Raw genomic sequence first — 15,110 nt, forward strand, 5'->3', positions numbered from 1 at the left:
TCTCACTCATTTGGCAGCAGCTGATAGCCGCCATCGTCATCTGGCAACGCCACCAGCGGTTGCGACAGAGAGAGCGTGATCTCATTGGAAGAGACACGCTGCCCATCTTTATCTTCGACAACGACGGACAGTTTCCAACGGTTAGTCGCCCCTTCACTCGCATCCCAGGCAGGCATAATTACGCTCCATCCCTCATCGCTATTGGCGTTAGCGGGCGAGGTCAAACTCAGCGCGTGCGTATCGCCCTGCCAGTGAAACTGTCGCACGCCGTGCGTACTGCGAACCTGCATTTTCAGAACCACCGTTTCCCCCGGCGTTAAATCCCACGGTGGCGTCGCCAGATAGACCGACAGCGTTTTACGCTGGCGGAACTCCATCACCGGCAGACTGGTGCGATCCACCGGATCGTAACGGCTTCCGCGCAGCGAACGGGTCGTTGCCACTTCCTCCGACGACAGCTGTTTTTTCAGCGGCACGCCAAAGCGGTAGTTAAGCTTCATGCCCAGGTTATTTTGACTCACGCCGCTTTCGCCCTGCTTATGCGCAGCGGAAAACGTCAGCAGAGGCACCGGCGTATAATCGAGACCCAAATTAACCGCCATCGGATTGTGATACCCCGTCCCGCTGCGAAACAGGTCGACGTTATCGCCAAAATACTGCTCAAAACTCACGCTGGTATTCAGATGATGAAAATACGGCAGCCAGGCTTTGGCCGTCACATCATATCCGCGCGCCATGCGCTGCTCCTGGAGATCCGAGCTGTCACGCCAGCTGGAAAATGGCTGATAATAATTGGCCGACAGGCGCAGGTTTTCACCCCAGGCTTCCGCCCCAAGCCCGGCTCTTTGCAGATTCTCATCCAGCAGATTGTCGTAAAACGTGTTGTAACCGAGCAGCCATTTTCCTGCCACCCAGCGCTGGCCAATCCCTGCGTTGCTCACCAGGCCATCCGTTTGCTGCGTGAGGCCCAGCTGGCTCCAGCTCAGGTAGCGATTATTGTCCTGCCAGGGGATAAACCACCTGCCGCTGCTGCCGTTAAATTTGCCCTCTTCGTCGACCAGCAAATCGACGCTGGCGTTCCCCCAGGGCGAAAGCCAGGATTCAATCTGCTCATTCACTTCGCCGCTGACCGCATCACGCACTTTGCCAAACGCAAACTGACGCGCCTGCTCGCTGGTCGTCAGGCCGTTGTCGGTCATGCTCGCTTCGCCGAACGCTTTCGCCATTTCGGCGAGATGCTTTTCGCTTTCGCCATTGGGTTTCGCGAGTCCGAGATCCGGGAGGCTATCGCCATTGTTATCGAACGGATTTTGCGCCTGCTGCATAAAGGAATTCGGCGCAGCCAAAACGGCTCCGGCTGGAACAAGGAGGAGGAGAAAAAGATTTCGAACGCGGGTAACAGCAACCATCAAGGTATAAATGTGATCCAGATCTCATGTATGACCAGTTTACACCATAACGTGGTTTGGGACAGTTTGCAGCTTTAAGGGGAATTTCCGGATTATCCTGAATCGGTTTTAGCCTGCATGAGCAGGAAGTCTGATTGATCGCTGTGGCCGATGTGGCGCTGAACAATCCCCTCGCCCCTTGGGGAGAGGGACAAGGTGAGGGGAATATGCGGCTCAGTGGGTTGTTCCGTTCACTTTACTTTTTTGCCGATCTGTCACCGCCCCACACGTGAACGTGTTAAGGGGGCTATCGTGTATGAACCGGTCACATGGGTTACAGATCTGACCGGTCACATAGGTAACACTTTTTGACTTAATCGGCCCGGATTATACGATGATTTCGTCTGTCGTACCGGGCCAGTATCAGCTCACCAAAACCTATCTCATCCAGATCTTCTTCGACCTGCTTCATCCATATCCATTCCCCCCTCAGCGCCTCCGATAAAAATATCCGGGTGCTGTTAAAGCATAAATCGCCTTTTACTGAGACGCGTAATGTCCGTGCATCATCCGGTACCGGCATTGCCTTCAGTGGGCCGGTAAAGATGCGCTCTGACGGATACCAGACCGAGCCGGGTGTTTTTCCGCCCAGCGCCTTGTGGGGGCGTATGTCATTAAACTCACTGCGCCAGGCATCCAGCCAGGCCTGCTGTTCTTCCAGGGACGTGAACTTTGTATGTCGCTTTAGTGCATCCTTCAGAGTCCGGTGCATCCGCTCATGCCGCCCGTTCTCTGTGGGCTTACCCGGCCGGATACGTTCCGGCAGGACACCACATTTAATCAGCCAGATGGACATCTGGCTCAGCCCCCACAGGCCAGCACCGGCAAACGGCGGTCCGTTATCCGTACGCAGCACCTGTGGCATACCGCATTCCCGGAATACCCGTTCAAGGCAGGGAATGACAAACCGGCCGTCAGGCATATAGGTGGCATCGCACGCCAGCACTATCCTGCTGCAGTTGTCGGTCAGCGTAAAAGGGTGACACCAGCGCCCGCCGGTATGAGTAAATTTACCCTTGAAATCGGCACTCCAGACATCATTGGGGTGGACGACAGTATGTAGTTCATGAGGTCGTGTGGATTTAAAAGCCGGAGGCCGACGCTTTTTAACCATCCCGTGAACCCGAAACAGCTCTCCAATCGTACTGGCCGCAGGCACGCCGGTGATATTCAGGTTAAGCAGTCGCTGCCTGATTTTGTCCGGACCCCATAGCGGGTGCTGCTGTTTAGTGTCCAGCAACAGCTGCACCATGGGTTCAGGGGTTGAGTTCTGGTGATGGCGTGCCCGGGAGCGGTCAGCCAGGGAGGCGGTATCATCCGGTGAAAAACGGGCCAGCCACTTGTAACCGGTCTTACGGCTGATATTAAAGCGGCGGCATACCTCGGCAACGGGAAGGTTGCCTTCAAGGCAGGTCGCGACAAACTGCAAACGTTGCATGGTAACAGTCTCAGTCCAGGGCACGGCAAACCTCCGTCAGCTGTTTACCGTACCGTTATAACCTGTTACCCATGTGCCCGGTTTAAAGTGTTACCCATGTGACCGGTTCATACATCGCCGCCCCCTTTACAATCCCGGCTCCCGGCAATGAAAATTGCCGCTTTGCGGTACCCTCGACTTATTCCCCTCTGCTTCGGGTCGGGCGCGATCCTGCATCCATGCAGGTCACGCCCTCTCCGCGCATCCGTGCGCGTCGACCCGGCTTCGGGGAAACGTCTCGGCAATTTTCGGCCGGACTCATCGCCCCCGCCAGCATCGCAACCGTATGTATTGAGCACGGGTGTTGAGTTCCCGCTGAAATCGGCGAACCGGAGACCGAATGACAAGGGCTGGGCGCCAGGGATGGCGGACACAGGCGAAGCGAGACAGGAGTCGAGTAGAGCCGACCGCAGGCAGAAGGTCGTGAGGTGAGCGCAGTGCGTTCTTGCAGGTCGCGGGGATTGTTAAGGGGGCATGATAGCCCCCTTAACACGTTCACCGCAGCGAATCTGAAAGGTGGTGATGAATCCTTAGCGAACGGAACCATTCCACCTGCACAACATAGAATTCCCCCCTGCGATGAGGGGAACGGACCGCAGAGTTTACGCTACGTGATTCGCTGCGATATCCAGCAATGCCATCTCATCGCTGTTCAACAGCTTCTCGATGTTCACCAGAATCAGCATACGGTCACCGAGCGCACCCAGGCCAGTCAGGTATTCGGTCGACAGCGTGACGGCAAACTCTGGTGCCGGGCGAATCTGGTCTGCGGCCAGGGACAGCACATCAGAAACGCCGTCGACCACAATACCCACGACGCGTTGACCCAGGTTCAGGACGATCACCACGGTATTCTCGTTGTACTCCACGTCGCCCTGGCTGAACTTCACGCGCAGATCGACGATAGGGACAATGACACCACGCAGGTTAGTCACACCTTTGATAAACGCAGGCGTGTTGGCAATGCGAGTCACCTGATCGTAGCCGCGAATCTCCTGCACTTTAAGAATATCGATGCCGTACTCTTCATCGCCTAAAGTGAAAACCAGAAATTCTTGCCCTGATGGCTCGCCTGCCAGTTTCGTTACATTACTCATACCGGTCATGTTTTTACCTTCTTTACTAATCAGGCGGCTGTGTACGCCACACGTTGTTCACGATTTAATCCCTGAAGCGCCGACACATCGACGATCAGTGCGACGCTGCCATCGCCAAGGATGGTGGCAGCTGAAATTCCCGGCACTTTGCGGTAGTTGCTTTCGAGGTTTTTCACCACGACCTGGTGCTGACCAATTAACTGATCGACCAGCAGCGCATAGCGACGGCCTGCACTTTGCAGAATCACCACGATGCCCTGAGTGGCTTCGGTTTTCGCGCCGTCAACCTCAAACACTTTCCACAGTTCCACCAGCGGCAGATATTCGCCACGCACTTCAAGTACGCGCTCACCACCGGCCAGCGGATGCAAATCTTCATCACTCGGCTGCAAGGATTCCATGACCGCATTCAGCGGCAGGATAAACACTTCACCGGCCACTTTCACCGACATGCCGTCGAGAATAGCCAACGTCAGCGGCAGCAGGATACGAATCGTCGTGCCTGAACCTTGCTTGGATTTGATTTCAACGTGACCACCCATTTCCTGGATGTTACGTTTCACCACGTCCATACCCACGCCACGACCCGAAACGTCAGTGACCTGCTCGGCGGTTGAGAAGCCCGGCGCAAAGATCAGCATGCCCACTTCTTCGTCGGTCATGTTTTCGTTAACGGCCATCCCCTGCGACATGGCTTTCGCCAGGATACGTTCACGATTCAGACCCGCACCGTCATCAATCACTTCGATGCAAATGTTGCCGCCCTGATGTTCAGCAGACAGCGTCAGGTTACCGATTGGGGATTTACCCGCCGCAATACGGTTTTCCGGTGATTCAATGCCGTGGTCAAGACTGTTACGCACAAGGTGCGTTAACGGATCGATAATGCGTTCAATCAGGCTCTTATCCAGCTCAGTAGAGCTCCCGATTTGTGTCAGGTCGATTTGCTTACCCAGCTTGCTAGCCAGATCGCGAACCAGACGCGGGAAGCGGCTGAACACATATTCCATCGGCATCATACGGATGGACATGACCGATTCCTGCAGATCGCGGGCGTTACGTTGTAACTGACCCATGCTTGTAATCAAATCACCATGCGTCACCGGGTCCAGTTCGTTAGAACGCTGTGCCAGCATGGACTGGGTGATCACCAGTTCGCCTACCAGGTTGATCAGCTGATCAACCTTTTCTACCGCGACGCGGATGCTGGTCGATTCACTTGAGCGGGCTGCCGGTTTTTCGCGCTCAGCGCGATTCGGTGCCGCAGCATCATTTGGCACCGCTTTCAGGGCCGTCGTAGGTGCAACAACCGCAGGTGCCGTGAATTCAGGTTCTTCGTCGACTTCAGCTGGTGCTTCAATGGCGGCAGATTCCGTTTCGAAAGCGATTTGATCGGCTTCGATAACGAAGCAGAGAACCGCCACGATATCATCCTGGCCGATACCACCGTCGATGGTGGCTGCCAGGCTGTCTTTGCCTTTCACCACGTTGCTCAGCGTCGCCAGATTACCCAGCTCTTCTTCAAGCAAATTGACTTCGCTTTCTTTCAGACGAGAGAGCACGACACGGAGTTTGTCTTCAGCGACGGGAGCAACCGCGTCGTCTGACGCCAGCGCATCCACGACGCTCAATTTTGCCGCACTTACGGCTGGCGTCGCCGCCTGGCCTTTCGCTTCCAGCGCTAACTGACGCAGCGCGTTGCAGATGTATTCAAAGCTGGCAGCATCCGGCTCTGACGAGCTTTTATAGGCATCAAGCTGTTCCTGCATAATATCTTTGGTTTCCAAAAACAGGTTAATAATGTCGGTGTTGAGCTGCATCTCACCGCGACGCGCCTCATCCAGCAGGTTTTCCATTAAATGGGTAGTTTCCTGCAAAATGGTAAAACCAAAGGTTCCGGCGCCACCTTTAATAGAATGTGCCGCACGGAATATGGCATTCAGCTGTTCTGAATCCGGGGCCTCAGGCACCAAATTCAGGAGATGCTGCTCCATATCAGCCAACAACTCGTCGGCTTCATCAAAAAACGTCTGGTAAAAATCGCTAATATCCATGCTCACGCTATCACCTCGGATTGGCTTGTGGCGATGTTGGAACGGCAGCCGAAGGAACTGCCCCTGGCTGTTTTAAATCGTCCAGTGACTCATTCTGACTGTCGGCGTTTTCGTGCAGAATGCTCTGCTCCGCCTGCTGATTGAGTACCAAAAGACTAATACGACGGTTAACGGCATCCTCCGGCCCGCGGTCGGTCACACGCATACTGGATGACATGCCGACTACGCGCAGAACTTTGCCATCATCAAGCCCACCTGCCACCAGCTCGCGACGCGAGGCGTTGGCACGATCGGCTGAAAGTTCCCAGTTGCTGTACCCCTTCTCACCATTGGCATACTGGAAATCATCCGTATGGCCCGAAAGGCTGATGTGGTTAGGAATACCGTTCAAAACAGGCGCAATACCGCGCAAAATATCACGCATGTAATACTCCACTTCCGCGCTGCCTGTTTTGAACATTGGGCGGTTCTGGCTATCAATAATCTGGATGCGTAACCCTTCCTGCACCAGATCGATTTTCAGATGTGGACGCAGCGCGCGCAGTTTCGGGTCAGCCTCGATCAACTGGTCAAGGTCTCCACGTAATTTTTTCAGACGCGCTTGTTCCATACGCTTCTTCAGCTCATCAATGTTCGGCTCTTTTTTGACTTCACCCTTCTGTTGGGTGAAATCATCGCCGCCACCCGGAATCGGGCTTTCACTGTTAGAGATTCGCGGCCCACCCGTAATGGCTGTCGCCAGCGGGGTTCTAAAATATTCCGCAATCTGAATCAGCTCCTTGGGGCTTGAGATCGATACTAGCCACATCACAAGGAAGAACGCCATCATCGCGGTCATAAAGTCCGCATACGCGATTTTCCACGAGCCATGGGAACCGTGCCCGTGGCCTTTGTGCTTACGCTTTTTGACTATGACGATGGGATGGGACTGGTTTTTCATGCGTCCTCAGTCGTCTGTTGGTTTGGGTTTTTCACCGCACGAACATGTTCTTCAAGCTCGATAAACGATGGACGCTCGCTGGAGTAAAGGGTTTTACGCCCAAATTCCACCGCGATTGGCGGTGCGTAGCCGTTCAGGTTCGACAGCAAGGTAATTTTCACGCACTGCATCATTTTGGTTGTTTCTGCGCTCTTCTGACGTAACACACTCGACAGCGGAGAGATAAAACCATACGCCAGAAGAATACCGACGAACGTTCCCACCATCGCGTGAGCAATCAGCGCACCCAACTCCGCTGCCGGACGATCTGCTGATGCCAGGGCATGAACCACACCCATTACCGCTGCAACGATACCGAATGCTGGTAAGGAGTCGCCGACCATCGCCAGCGCTGCGGCCGGCACTTCGGACTCGCTCTCGTGGGTTTCGATCTCTTCGTCCATCAGCGCTTCGATTTCGAAGGTATTCATGTTGCCGCTGATGATGAGACGCAAGTAGTCGACAATGAAATCCAGCATCATCGCATCAGCGAGAATGCGTGGATAACTGGCGAAAATTTCGCTCTCTTTCGGGTTCTCAATGTCCCTTTCCAGCGAGAACATTCCCTGTTGACGCGACTTCGCCATCAGGCGATAAAGCAGCGCGAGCAGATCCATGTACATGCTTTTGGTGTATTTCGAACGACGAAAAAGTAATGGGAGCGCCTTAAGCGTGCCCTTAATGGATTTACCGTTGTTGCCAACGATGAATGCACCTATGCCTGCGCCGCCGATAATAATCAGCTCAGCGGGTTGATAGAGTGCTCCAAGGTGTCCGCCGGTCATCATGTAACCGCCGAAAACTGTACCGAGAACTACCAGGTAACCTAATACGATAAGCACGACATCATCCTTCAGCTAGTGACTATGGCAGGATGCTCAGTTCGAATGATTAACCGGAATGCGGGGTAAAAAAAAGCAGCGGTAATTTCTTACCGCTGCTGGAATCTTGCCCCTACGTTCGGGTTAAACAGCTTGTTCGATCTGTTCATCCAGCAGTTGTGGATTACTATCGGCAGATTGCGGGGAAAGTTTACGTCTTTTTACCGCACGTGATGGCGGCTGGCATAAACTGCAGGCAAAGCTACCTACAGGCTGATGAGCGTGGGTGATAAAGTTGCCGTCACAGCAGTTACAGCGCGACAATTGCAACAGGCCGCTTTCAACAAAGCGCACCAAAGTCCAGGCTCGGGTCAGCGCAAGCAACGGGCCTTCTTCAGGCTGCGGACATTGCTCAAGATAAAGTTTGTAAGCTTTGATAACGGCGTCTACGCCAGTGCATAAACCCGTTTTGAGAAGATATTGCCAGGCATTGCAAAACATCGACGCATGGATGTTTTGCTCCCAGGTCATAAACCAGTCGGTTGAAAATGGCAGCATGCCTTTTGGCGGCGGGCTGCCACGTAATTCTTTATACAACTTGATAAGACGACCGCGGCTCAATTGAGTTTCGCTTTCCAGCATTTGCAAGCGGGCACCCAGCGTGATCAGTTCCATTGCCAACTGAATGTCGCGAGCTTCCTGAACAATGCTTTTTTCGCTCATCGTTAAGCCCTTTTCTTCCGGGCCACTTCGTCAGTCTGGCTGACTTCAGTGAGGAGACGAGTCGAAAGCAGAATACCGGTATGGATCTGTTGCAGATCGTCAACGCGAGAATCTTGAGTCAGACGCGTAATGGTCTGGTGACTGTCGAAACGGAACTGGCAAACCAGTTGATTAGTTTCCGCCAGTTTGACCATCTGCGGAAGCGTTAAACCACCCAATGTTGTCGCCATTTCTTCACTAATACCAAGGCGGAACATCGCGGAAGGTTTGTCTTGACTAATCAAACGTTGTGCAAGCAATAAGTATGACAAATTAATGTCATAGACATGTTTCAACATTTCGGATGTGTGCATTTTTCCCATCCACAATAACCAACTATAATTTTTATGCGGATAAACCGCATCCCGTGATGTCGCCGGGAAAACCCCGGTAAAAAATAAAGAAAAGGCTAAATGCATAGTTGTATTAAGGGTCGTGCTGAGTAAAACGCTCAGGGCTGTAAAGGTTACATTCTGATAACACGCTTTATCATTTCTTACAAATAACTAAGATTTTTCCTAATTGCGGCAACTCTACTCGTCAGGTTTGCGACATACAATCCAGCTTTGCTAAGAATTTAAAAAAAGTGTGACCTAGATCACAAAAATTAGCCAGAAAAATCTGCAAACCCATCAGCATGACTTGTTGATTGAGTGAAAAACATTCAAATGCGATGCGTTTCAATTCTCACTGAACGAATAGTCATGCATAAGTATTAACAATATGAATACAAATTTTCCGATGACGTTTCGCCATGTGCGTAAATGGACTCACGTTCATTTCTACCATAGAGACGATTTAATCATTAGCTTTAAAAACAGTAAGTTAACTGATGCGGCATGTTAAATAATTGCAACTCGTTATCATACCAAACGGGTTGATAACTGGTTAAAACCATTTAATAGTGCATTATTAATTTTGTTGAATTTCCGTTAAGTGCCTCATTTACGGTAGCTACCCGCGTTATGCCACTATTCGTTTTATAAGAATAATTAATGAATAATTATGATAAGCATCACACGAGTGTCGTATTGCCCCCTTGCGAACTCAGTAGAATCGCGGTAAAGGTGATTGATATCGTGGGCTTATAGTATAAGGAGTGCGTAATGAGTTACTCCCACATTCTTGTCTCTGTCGCGGTCTCACCCGAAAGCCACCTCCTCGTCGAACGCGCTGTTTCCATTGCACGCCCCCTCAATGCTCGCGTCAGTTTTATCACCCTCGCCTCTGAGCCGGAAATGTACAATCAGCTGGCCGCACCGATGCTGGAAAACATACGTGGACTCTTGCAGGAAGAGACGCAGCAATTTCTTCAGGAACTGGAAGATAAAGCCCATTACCCGGTCGAGCGGACCTTTATTGCGACGGGTGAGCTGAACGAACATATTCTGGATGTGTGTCGCAAACAGAACATCGATCTGGTGATTTGTGGGAACCACAACCACAGCTTTTTCTCACGCGCGGCGTGCTCTGCAAAGGCAATTGTCAGTTCAAGCCAGGTGGATGTGCTGCTGGTGCCCCTCGGCAATTGATTTACCGAGGGGCCGCGATCAGGCGAGTTTAGGGAAGGTTGCGATCTTTTTTTGCAGGTTGCTCTCCACGCTGCGGGGAGTCGTACGCTTGAGATCGCGGATAAACGTCTCTTGCCAGTGATTTATATCGTTTTCGCGAATCACCTTCATCATCTCCGCATGTCGGGAAATGCGTTCCGTTAACGGCATTTTGAGCGCCCGATCCAACGCATTCGCCACGTCATCACTGTCGTACGGATTGACCAGCAGCGCCGAGGTGAGTTCATTGGCCGCCCCCGCAAACTGCGACAGAACCAGCACACCGGGGTCTTTAGGATCTTGCGCAGCCACATACTCTTTTGCGACCAGATTCATCCCATCACGCAACGGCGTCACCAGGCCAACCTCGGCGTAGCGGAACACTTTCATCAACACTTTTCGCTCGAAGTGTTGATTCAGATAATAGAGAGGCGTCCAGCCCAGCTGTCCATAGCGCCCGTTGATGCGTCCGGCTTCGGTTTCTAGCTGATGACGAATGTCCTGATAGGCCTGTACTTCGCCACGCGACGTCGGTGCAATCTGCGTATAACGAATTTTACCGTGATGCTGAGGATACTTCTCCAGCAGCCGCTCGTAAGCCTGGAAGCGCTCTGGCAACCCTTTTGAGTAATCCAGTCGCTCGACGGAGAAAATGTTTTTAACGTTTTTCAGCTCATTTTTAAGCTGAGCCAGTTTGGGCGGCAGCGGCCCGGAGGCGTCAGCCGCAATTTCGTCTGGCTCGATCCCAATCGGATACACTTCGGTATCAAAGGTTTTCCCCCATGCCTGATGGGATTTTCCATTGTGGGTGGTCAGACGCGTTTTGCCCGCGACGCTCTCAAGGAATGCCTGACGGTCATTCTCAGTCTGGAAGCCCAGCAGGTCATAATCGCACAGCCCTTCCAGCAGCTCTTCGTGCGGTGGAATGGCGGTAAAAATTTCCGGCGTCGGGAAGGGAATATGCAGGAAGAAACCGATGCGATTGTTCACGCCCCGTTTTCTCAACTCGCTGGCAAACGGAAGCAAGTGATAATCGTGGATCCACAAAATATCGTCTTCTTCGATCAGAGGCAGCAGTTTATCCGCCAACAGCGCATTGACCCGCGTGTAGCCTTCCCACGAGTCTCGCTGGAACTTCACCAGGTCCAGACGATAGTGAAACGCAGGCCACAGCACAGCGTTTGAGAACTGGGAGTAATACTCCTCGTGATCTTGTTCACTCAGATTAAACGAAGCCCACGTGATATTTCCCCGCGTGACTTTCTGTAATGGCTTATCTTCGTTACCGACTTCCCCACTCCAGCCAAACCAGAGTCCACCCGCTGTTTTTAAGGCACCCAAAATCCCTACCGCCAGACCCCCGGCGCTGGATTTTTTATCATCCGGTGGCGCAATACGGTTAGAGACTACGACTAAGCGACCCATAATGTTTTCTCCTATTTTGATGCGCTATTTTTTCTTGTTGTTGCTGGTTAGCGATTTCAGTGATCCACTGCCAGACGCTGGCAACACTCGCCAGTCGCCAATTCGCACAGGTTTCACCCTGCCCGACTTTTACTGATATACCCTTTTCCTGATTCACGACGCTAAAACCGCTTTCATCGGTCAGGTCGTCACCGACAAAGACAGGTGTTCTCCCTTTAAACGGCAATTCGGCCATGAACGCCTTAAGCGCCTCGCCTTTGTTGATGCCTCTTGGTTTGATTTCAACCACGCATTTGCCCGGCTGAATCGCCAGCAGAGTGTTAGCCTCAACAACAGAGGCCGCAAGCTCGGTTATGGCCTGCTCATGCTCAGGGGCACCGCGATAGTGCAGCGCAAAGGCCATCCCTTTTGCCTCCAGTTCCGTCCCCGGAAAATGAGAAAGCGCCGTCGTAAGTTTCGCATGCAGCGCCTTCACGAGCGGTTCAGGGAGAGAGACGATATGCGATTGATCATGGATGTCGCGGCGCTCCGCTCCGTGCACACCGGCAAGCGGAAAACGGTAAGGCCTTGCGAGTTCATCAAGTTCGGCCATTGAGCGCCCTGATATCAATGCCAGAGCGCCCTGATTCAGTTCTGATAGCTGATTCAACATCCGGAGAATATCGGCAGGTATAACCACCTCGTCGGGATGCGGTTTGATCTCGGCCAGCGTCCCGTCGAGATCGAAAAAGAATGCGTAATCTCCGGTCAGCACAGGCGGTACGGTTAACGTGTCTGCCACCCTTGTCCTCCTTACAGTTTGAGAGATGTCGAAACGGTTAGCATCTCAGTAGCCATGTAAGTATAGACAGTGTGACGGGGCTCGCCATTTAGCAAACCGCCTACCAGCAAAGCTGGCAAGCGGTTGGGGGGGACGACTAGACTTAAAAGTTGGGTCGTTGGGAGGGGAAAATCGCTTAAACGGTGCGTTTCGCTTTTTGCTTGTAACGGTCGAAAATCACCGCCGCCAGTAGGATCAGGCCGCGTACCACGTACTGAGAGAACGGGGAGATGTTCAGCAGGTTCATGGCGTTCTCTACCGTGCCGAGGATCAAGATACCCGCCACCACATATGAGATTTTTCCGATGCCGCCTTTGAGCGATACGCCGCCCAAAACGCAGGCTGAGATGACAATGAGCTCATAACCAATCGACGTCATTGGCTGTCCGCTGGTCATTCGCGAAGCCAAAATAATCCCCGCCGCTGCCGACACCAGCCCGGAAAGCACAAAGATAATAATCTTCGTGCGCACAACCGGGACACCCGCCAGACGCGCGGCTTCTTCATTACCACCAATCGCCAGCGTGTTGCGTCCGAAAGTGGTTCTGTTCAGCAAGAAACCGAAAATGATCAGGCAGCCCACCGTGAGCCAGATTGGCGCGGGCAGACCCAGCCAGTTGGCATAGCCCAGCGCAAAAAAGCGCTCGTCTTCAATACCCACCGCTTTACCATCAGAGATGATGTACGCCAGACCGCGCACAATCTGCATGGTAGCAAGGGTTGTAATCAGGGCGTTGATTTTCAGACGCGCGATAACAAAGCCGTTCACCAGGCCGCTGAGCATACCGAGCAACAGGCCGGCAAAAACGCCGATCCACAGGCTTTCCGTCATGTTGATGACAACAGCCGTTGTTACGCCAGCGCAGGCAATCACCGAGGCAACGGACAGATCGAAATCACCGGAAGCCAGACAGAAAAGCATGCCGCAGGCCACCATGCCAGACATGGAAATCGCCAGCCCGAGGCCTTTCATATTGATGAAGCTGGCGAAGTTAGGCACAAATATCGCACAGCCGATAAACAGGACGGCAAACACCACCAGCATTCCGTATTGATCCCAAATTCGACCAAGACTAAAAGCCGACTTCTGCGTTTGCGATGTAGTAACAGAGGACATCATTAACTCCTTACTCAGGCGACAGCCTGGCTGACTTTAGGCATGGCGAGGCTCAACGCCTGTTGTTCATTCGCCTGTTCATGGTGTAACTCGCCGGCGATATCGCCTTCGCGCATCACGATGATGCGGTCTGCAACGCCAAGCACTTCGGGAAGATCGCTGGAAGCAAACAGCACTGCCACGCCGCGTTTTGCCAGTTCATAGATGACGTTATAGATCTCGTGCTTGGCCCCAACGTCGATGCCGCGGGTCGGTTCATCGAGCAAAATGACCTTCATCTCTTCTGACAGCCAGCGGCCCAGAATCGCCTTCTGCTGGTTGCCACCGGAGAGGTTCATGATCAACTGTTCAGCGCCCGGTGTTTTGATATTCAGCGAACGAATATGATGATCCGCATTGCTGGATTCCCAGCCGTCATTAATCAGGCAGCCCGCACGGATAAACTTGCGCCGCGCTGAAATATTAATGTTGTCGCGAACCGAGTGAACCGGAATGATGCCGTCGGCTTTACGGTCTTCTGGACACAGCATCATGCCCGCGCGAATCGCGTGCGCGGGTTTTTGGATATTTATCGGCTGGCCGTCGATGTAGACTTGGCCTTCCGTGATGCGCGTCCCGCCAAACAGCCCTTTCATTAATTCACTGCGTCCAGCGCCCACCAGACCGAACAGGCCGACGATTTCGCCGCTGCGCACCGTCAGGCTGATTGGCGTTCTTACGCCGGGTGCTTTCACATTCTCAAGGCGCAAACGCTCGGTGCCGTACGGCCGCGATTGCCAGTGATAGATATCGCCCAACTCGCGTCCTACCATCGCCTGCACCAGCTGATCATGATTGACCTGCTGCATGTCTGTGAAGGTACGCACATAGCGACCATCCTTGAAAACGGTAATCGCGTCGCTCAGGGCAAAGATCTCTTCCATACGGTGTGAAACGTATAAAATGATGCGCCCTTCTTTGCGCAGTTCGCGAATGACGCGGAACAGATTTTCGATTTCACGCGCGGAGAGTGAACTTGTTGGCTCATCAAAGGCGATAATTTTCGCGTTTCTCGCCAGCGCCTTGGCAATCTCCACCATCTGCCACTGACCGATTGACAGGTATTTCAAAGGGATTTGCGGATCAATATCCAGGCCCAGATGTTTTAACTGCAGCCCGGCTTCATAATTGAGTAATGAGCGATTAACGAAACCGCCTTTGTGCGGGAGTTGCCCCAGATAAATATTTTCCGCCACCGTCATCTCAGGGACCAGATGCAGCTCCTGATAAATAATAGCGACCCCGGCATTCAGCGCAGCGGTGGTATCCGCAAACGCCATCTCTTCACCACGAATAGCGATGGTTCCTGTGCTAGGGGAATAGTTTCCGCTGAGGATTTTTAACAGCGTGGATTTTCCCGCGCCGTTCTCGCCCATCAGGGCATGAACCTGACCCGGATAGCAGTCAAAGCTGATATCGGTCAGCGCATTAACACCGGGAAACGTTTTACCGATGCCGCGGAAAGAGAGATACGGGTCAGACTGTTGCATAACGTCTCCGTGATTCCAGTAGTGTACGGCT

At 52.8% G+C, this 15,110-nt stretch carries 13 protein-coding genes; 1 reads left to right on the forward strand and 12 read right to left on the reverse strand.

Going from position 1 to position 15,110, the window contains the following annotated elements; translation table 11 throughout:
* Positions 1 to 2: 2 nt before the first annotated feature.
* The 8 genes from AC07RN_RS07140 to flhD all read right to left on the reverse strand — a co-directional run bounded on the left by AC07RN_RS07140 (position 3) and on the right by flhD (position 8,952).
* Positions 3 to 1,409: a YchO/YchP family invasin gene (locus tag AC07RN_RS07140; protein ID WP_478336280.1), complete on the reverse strand. Its 1,407-nt coding sequence runs from the start codon at positions 1,407 to 1,409 to the stop codon at positions 3 to 5.
* Between the two features lie 352 nt (positions 1,410 to 1,761).
* The gene (locus AC07RN_RS07145; protein ID WP_478335972.1) at positions 1,762 to 2,910 is read right to left on the reverse strand and encodes an integrase core domain-containing protein; all 1,149 of its coding nucleotides are present in this window, start codon (positions 2,908 to 2,910) and stop codon (positions 1,762 to 1,764) included.
* Positions 2,911 to 3,527: 617 nt separating this feature from the next.
* Complete coding sequence (gene cheW / locus AC07RN_RS07150) at positions 3,528 to 4,031, reverse strand: chemotaxis protein CheW (protein WP_015959467.1); 504 nt, start codon at positions 4,029 to 4,031, stop codon at positions 3,528 to 3,530.
* Between the two features lie 20 nt (positions 4,032 to 4,051).
* Complete coding sequence (gene cheA, locus AC07RN_RS07155; RefSeq protein ID WP_478335973.1) at positions 4,052 to 6,082, reverse strand: chemotaxis protein CheA; 2,031 nt, start codon at positions 6,080 to 6,082, stop codon at positions 4,052 to 4,054.
* A 4-nt stretch (positions 6,083 to 6,086) separates the two neighbouring features.
* On the reverse strand, positions 6,087 to 7,016 hold the full coding sequence (motB, locus tag AC07RN_RS07160) for a flagellar motor protein MotB (protein ID WP_015959469.1): 930 nt from the start codon (positions 7,014 to 7,016) through the stop codon (positions 6,087 to 6,089).
* Positions 7,013 to 7,897 carry a flagellar motor stator protein MotA gene (motA, locus tag AC07RN_RS07165; RefSeq protein ID WP_478335974.1) on the reverse strand — a complete coding sequence of 295 codons (885 nt, stop codon included), beginning with the start codon at positions 7,895 to 7,897 and terminating at the stop codon, positions 7,013 to 7,015. The genes motB and motA overlap by 4 nt, the downstream gene beginning before the upstream one ends.
* 123 nt (positions 7,898 to 8,020) lie before the next feature.
* Positions 8,021 to 8,599 carry a flagellar transcriptional regulator FlhC gene (gene flhC, locus AC07RN_RS07170; RefSeq protein WP_015959471.1) on the reverse strand — a complete coding sequence of 193 codons (579 nt, stop codon included), beginning with the start codon at positions 8,597 to 8,599 and terminating at the stop codon, positions 8,021 to 8,023.
* 2 nt (positions 8,600 to 8,601) lie between these two features.
* On the reverse strand, positions 8,602 to 8,952 hold the full coding sequence (gene flhD, locus AC07RN_RS07175) for a flagellar transcriptional regulator FlhD (RefSeq protein WP_041689445.1): 351 nt from the start codon (positions 8,950 to 8,952) through the stop codon (positions 8,602 to 8,604).
* Positions 8,953 to 9,744: 792 nt separating this feature from the next.
* Between flhD and uspC the strand changes: the two genes are divergently transcribed.
* Positions 9,745 to 10,170 (forward strand): universal stress protein UspC, encoded by a 426-nt coding sequence (gene uspC / locus AC07RN_RS07180; protein WP_478335975.1) that lies wholly within the window; start codon positions 9,745 to 9,747, stop codon positions 10,168 to 10,170.
* 18 nt (positions 10,171 to 10,188) lie between these two features.
* Here uspC and otsA read toward each other — a convergent pair whose 3' ends face one another.
* The 4 genes from otsA to araG all read right to left on the reverse strand — a co-directional run bounded on the left by otsA (position 10,189) and on the right by araG (position 15,079).
* The gene (gene otsA / locus AC07RN_RS07185; RefSeq protein ID WP_015959474.1) at positions 10,189 to 11,613 is read right to left on the reverse strand and encodes an alpha,alpha-trehalose-phosphate synthase; all 1,425 of its coding nucleotides are present in this window, start codon (positions 11,611 to 11,613) and stop codon (positions 10,189 to 10,191) included.
* A complete protein-coding gene (gene otsB, locus AC07RN_RS07190) occupies positions 11,588 to 12,394 on the reverse strand; it encodes a trehalose-phosphatase (RefSeq protein WP_478335976.1) in 807 nt (268 codons plus the stop codon). Before otsB ends, otsA begins: the two co-directional genes overlap by 26 nt.
* Before the next feature lie 175 nt (positions 12,395 to 12,569).
* Positions 12,570 to 13,550, reverse strand: coding sequence for an L-arabinose ABC transporter permease AraH (araH, locus tag AC07RN_RS07195; RefSeq protein ID WP_015959476.1), 981 nt, complete (start codon positions 13,548 to 13,550; stop codon positions 12,570 to 12,572).
* A gap of 14 nt (positions 13,551 to 13,564) precedes the next feature.
* A complete protein-coding gene (gene araG / locus AC07RN_RS07200; protein ID WP_478335977.1) occupies positions 13,565 to 15,079 on the reverse strand; it encodes an L-arabinose ABC transporter ATP-binding protein AraG in 1,515 nt (504 codons plus the stop codon).
* Between the last annotated feature and the right edge of the window lie 31 nt (positions 15,080 to 15,110).

The sequence above is a fragment of the Lelliottia sp. GFLA7 genome (assembly GCF_056490165.1).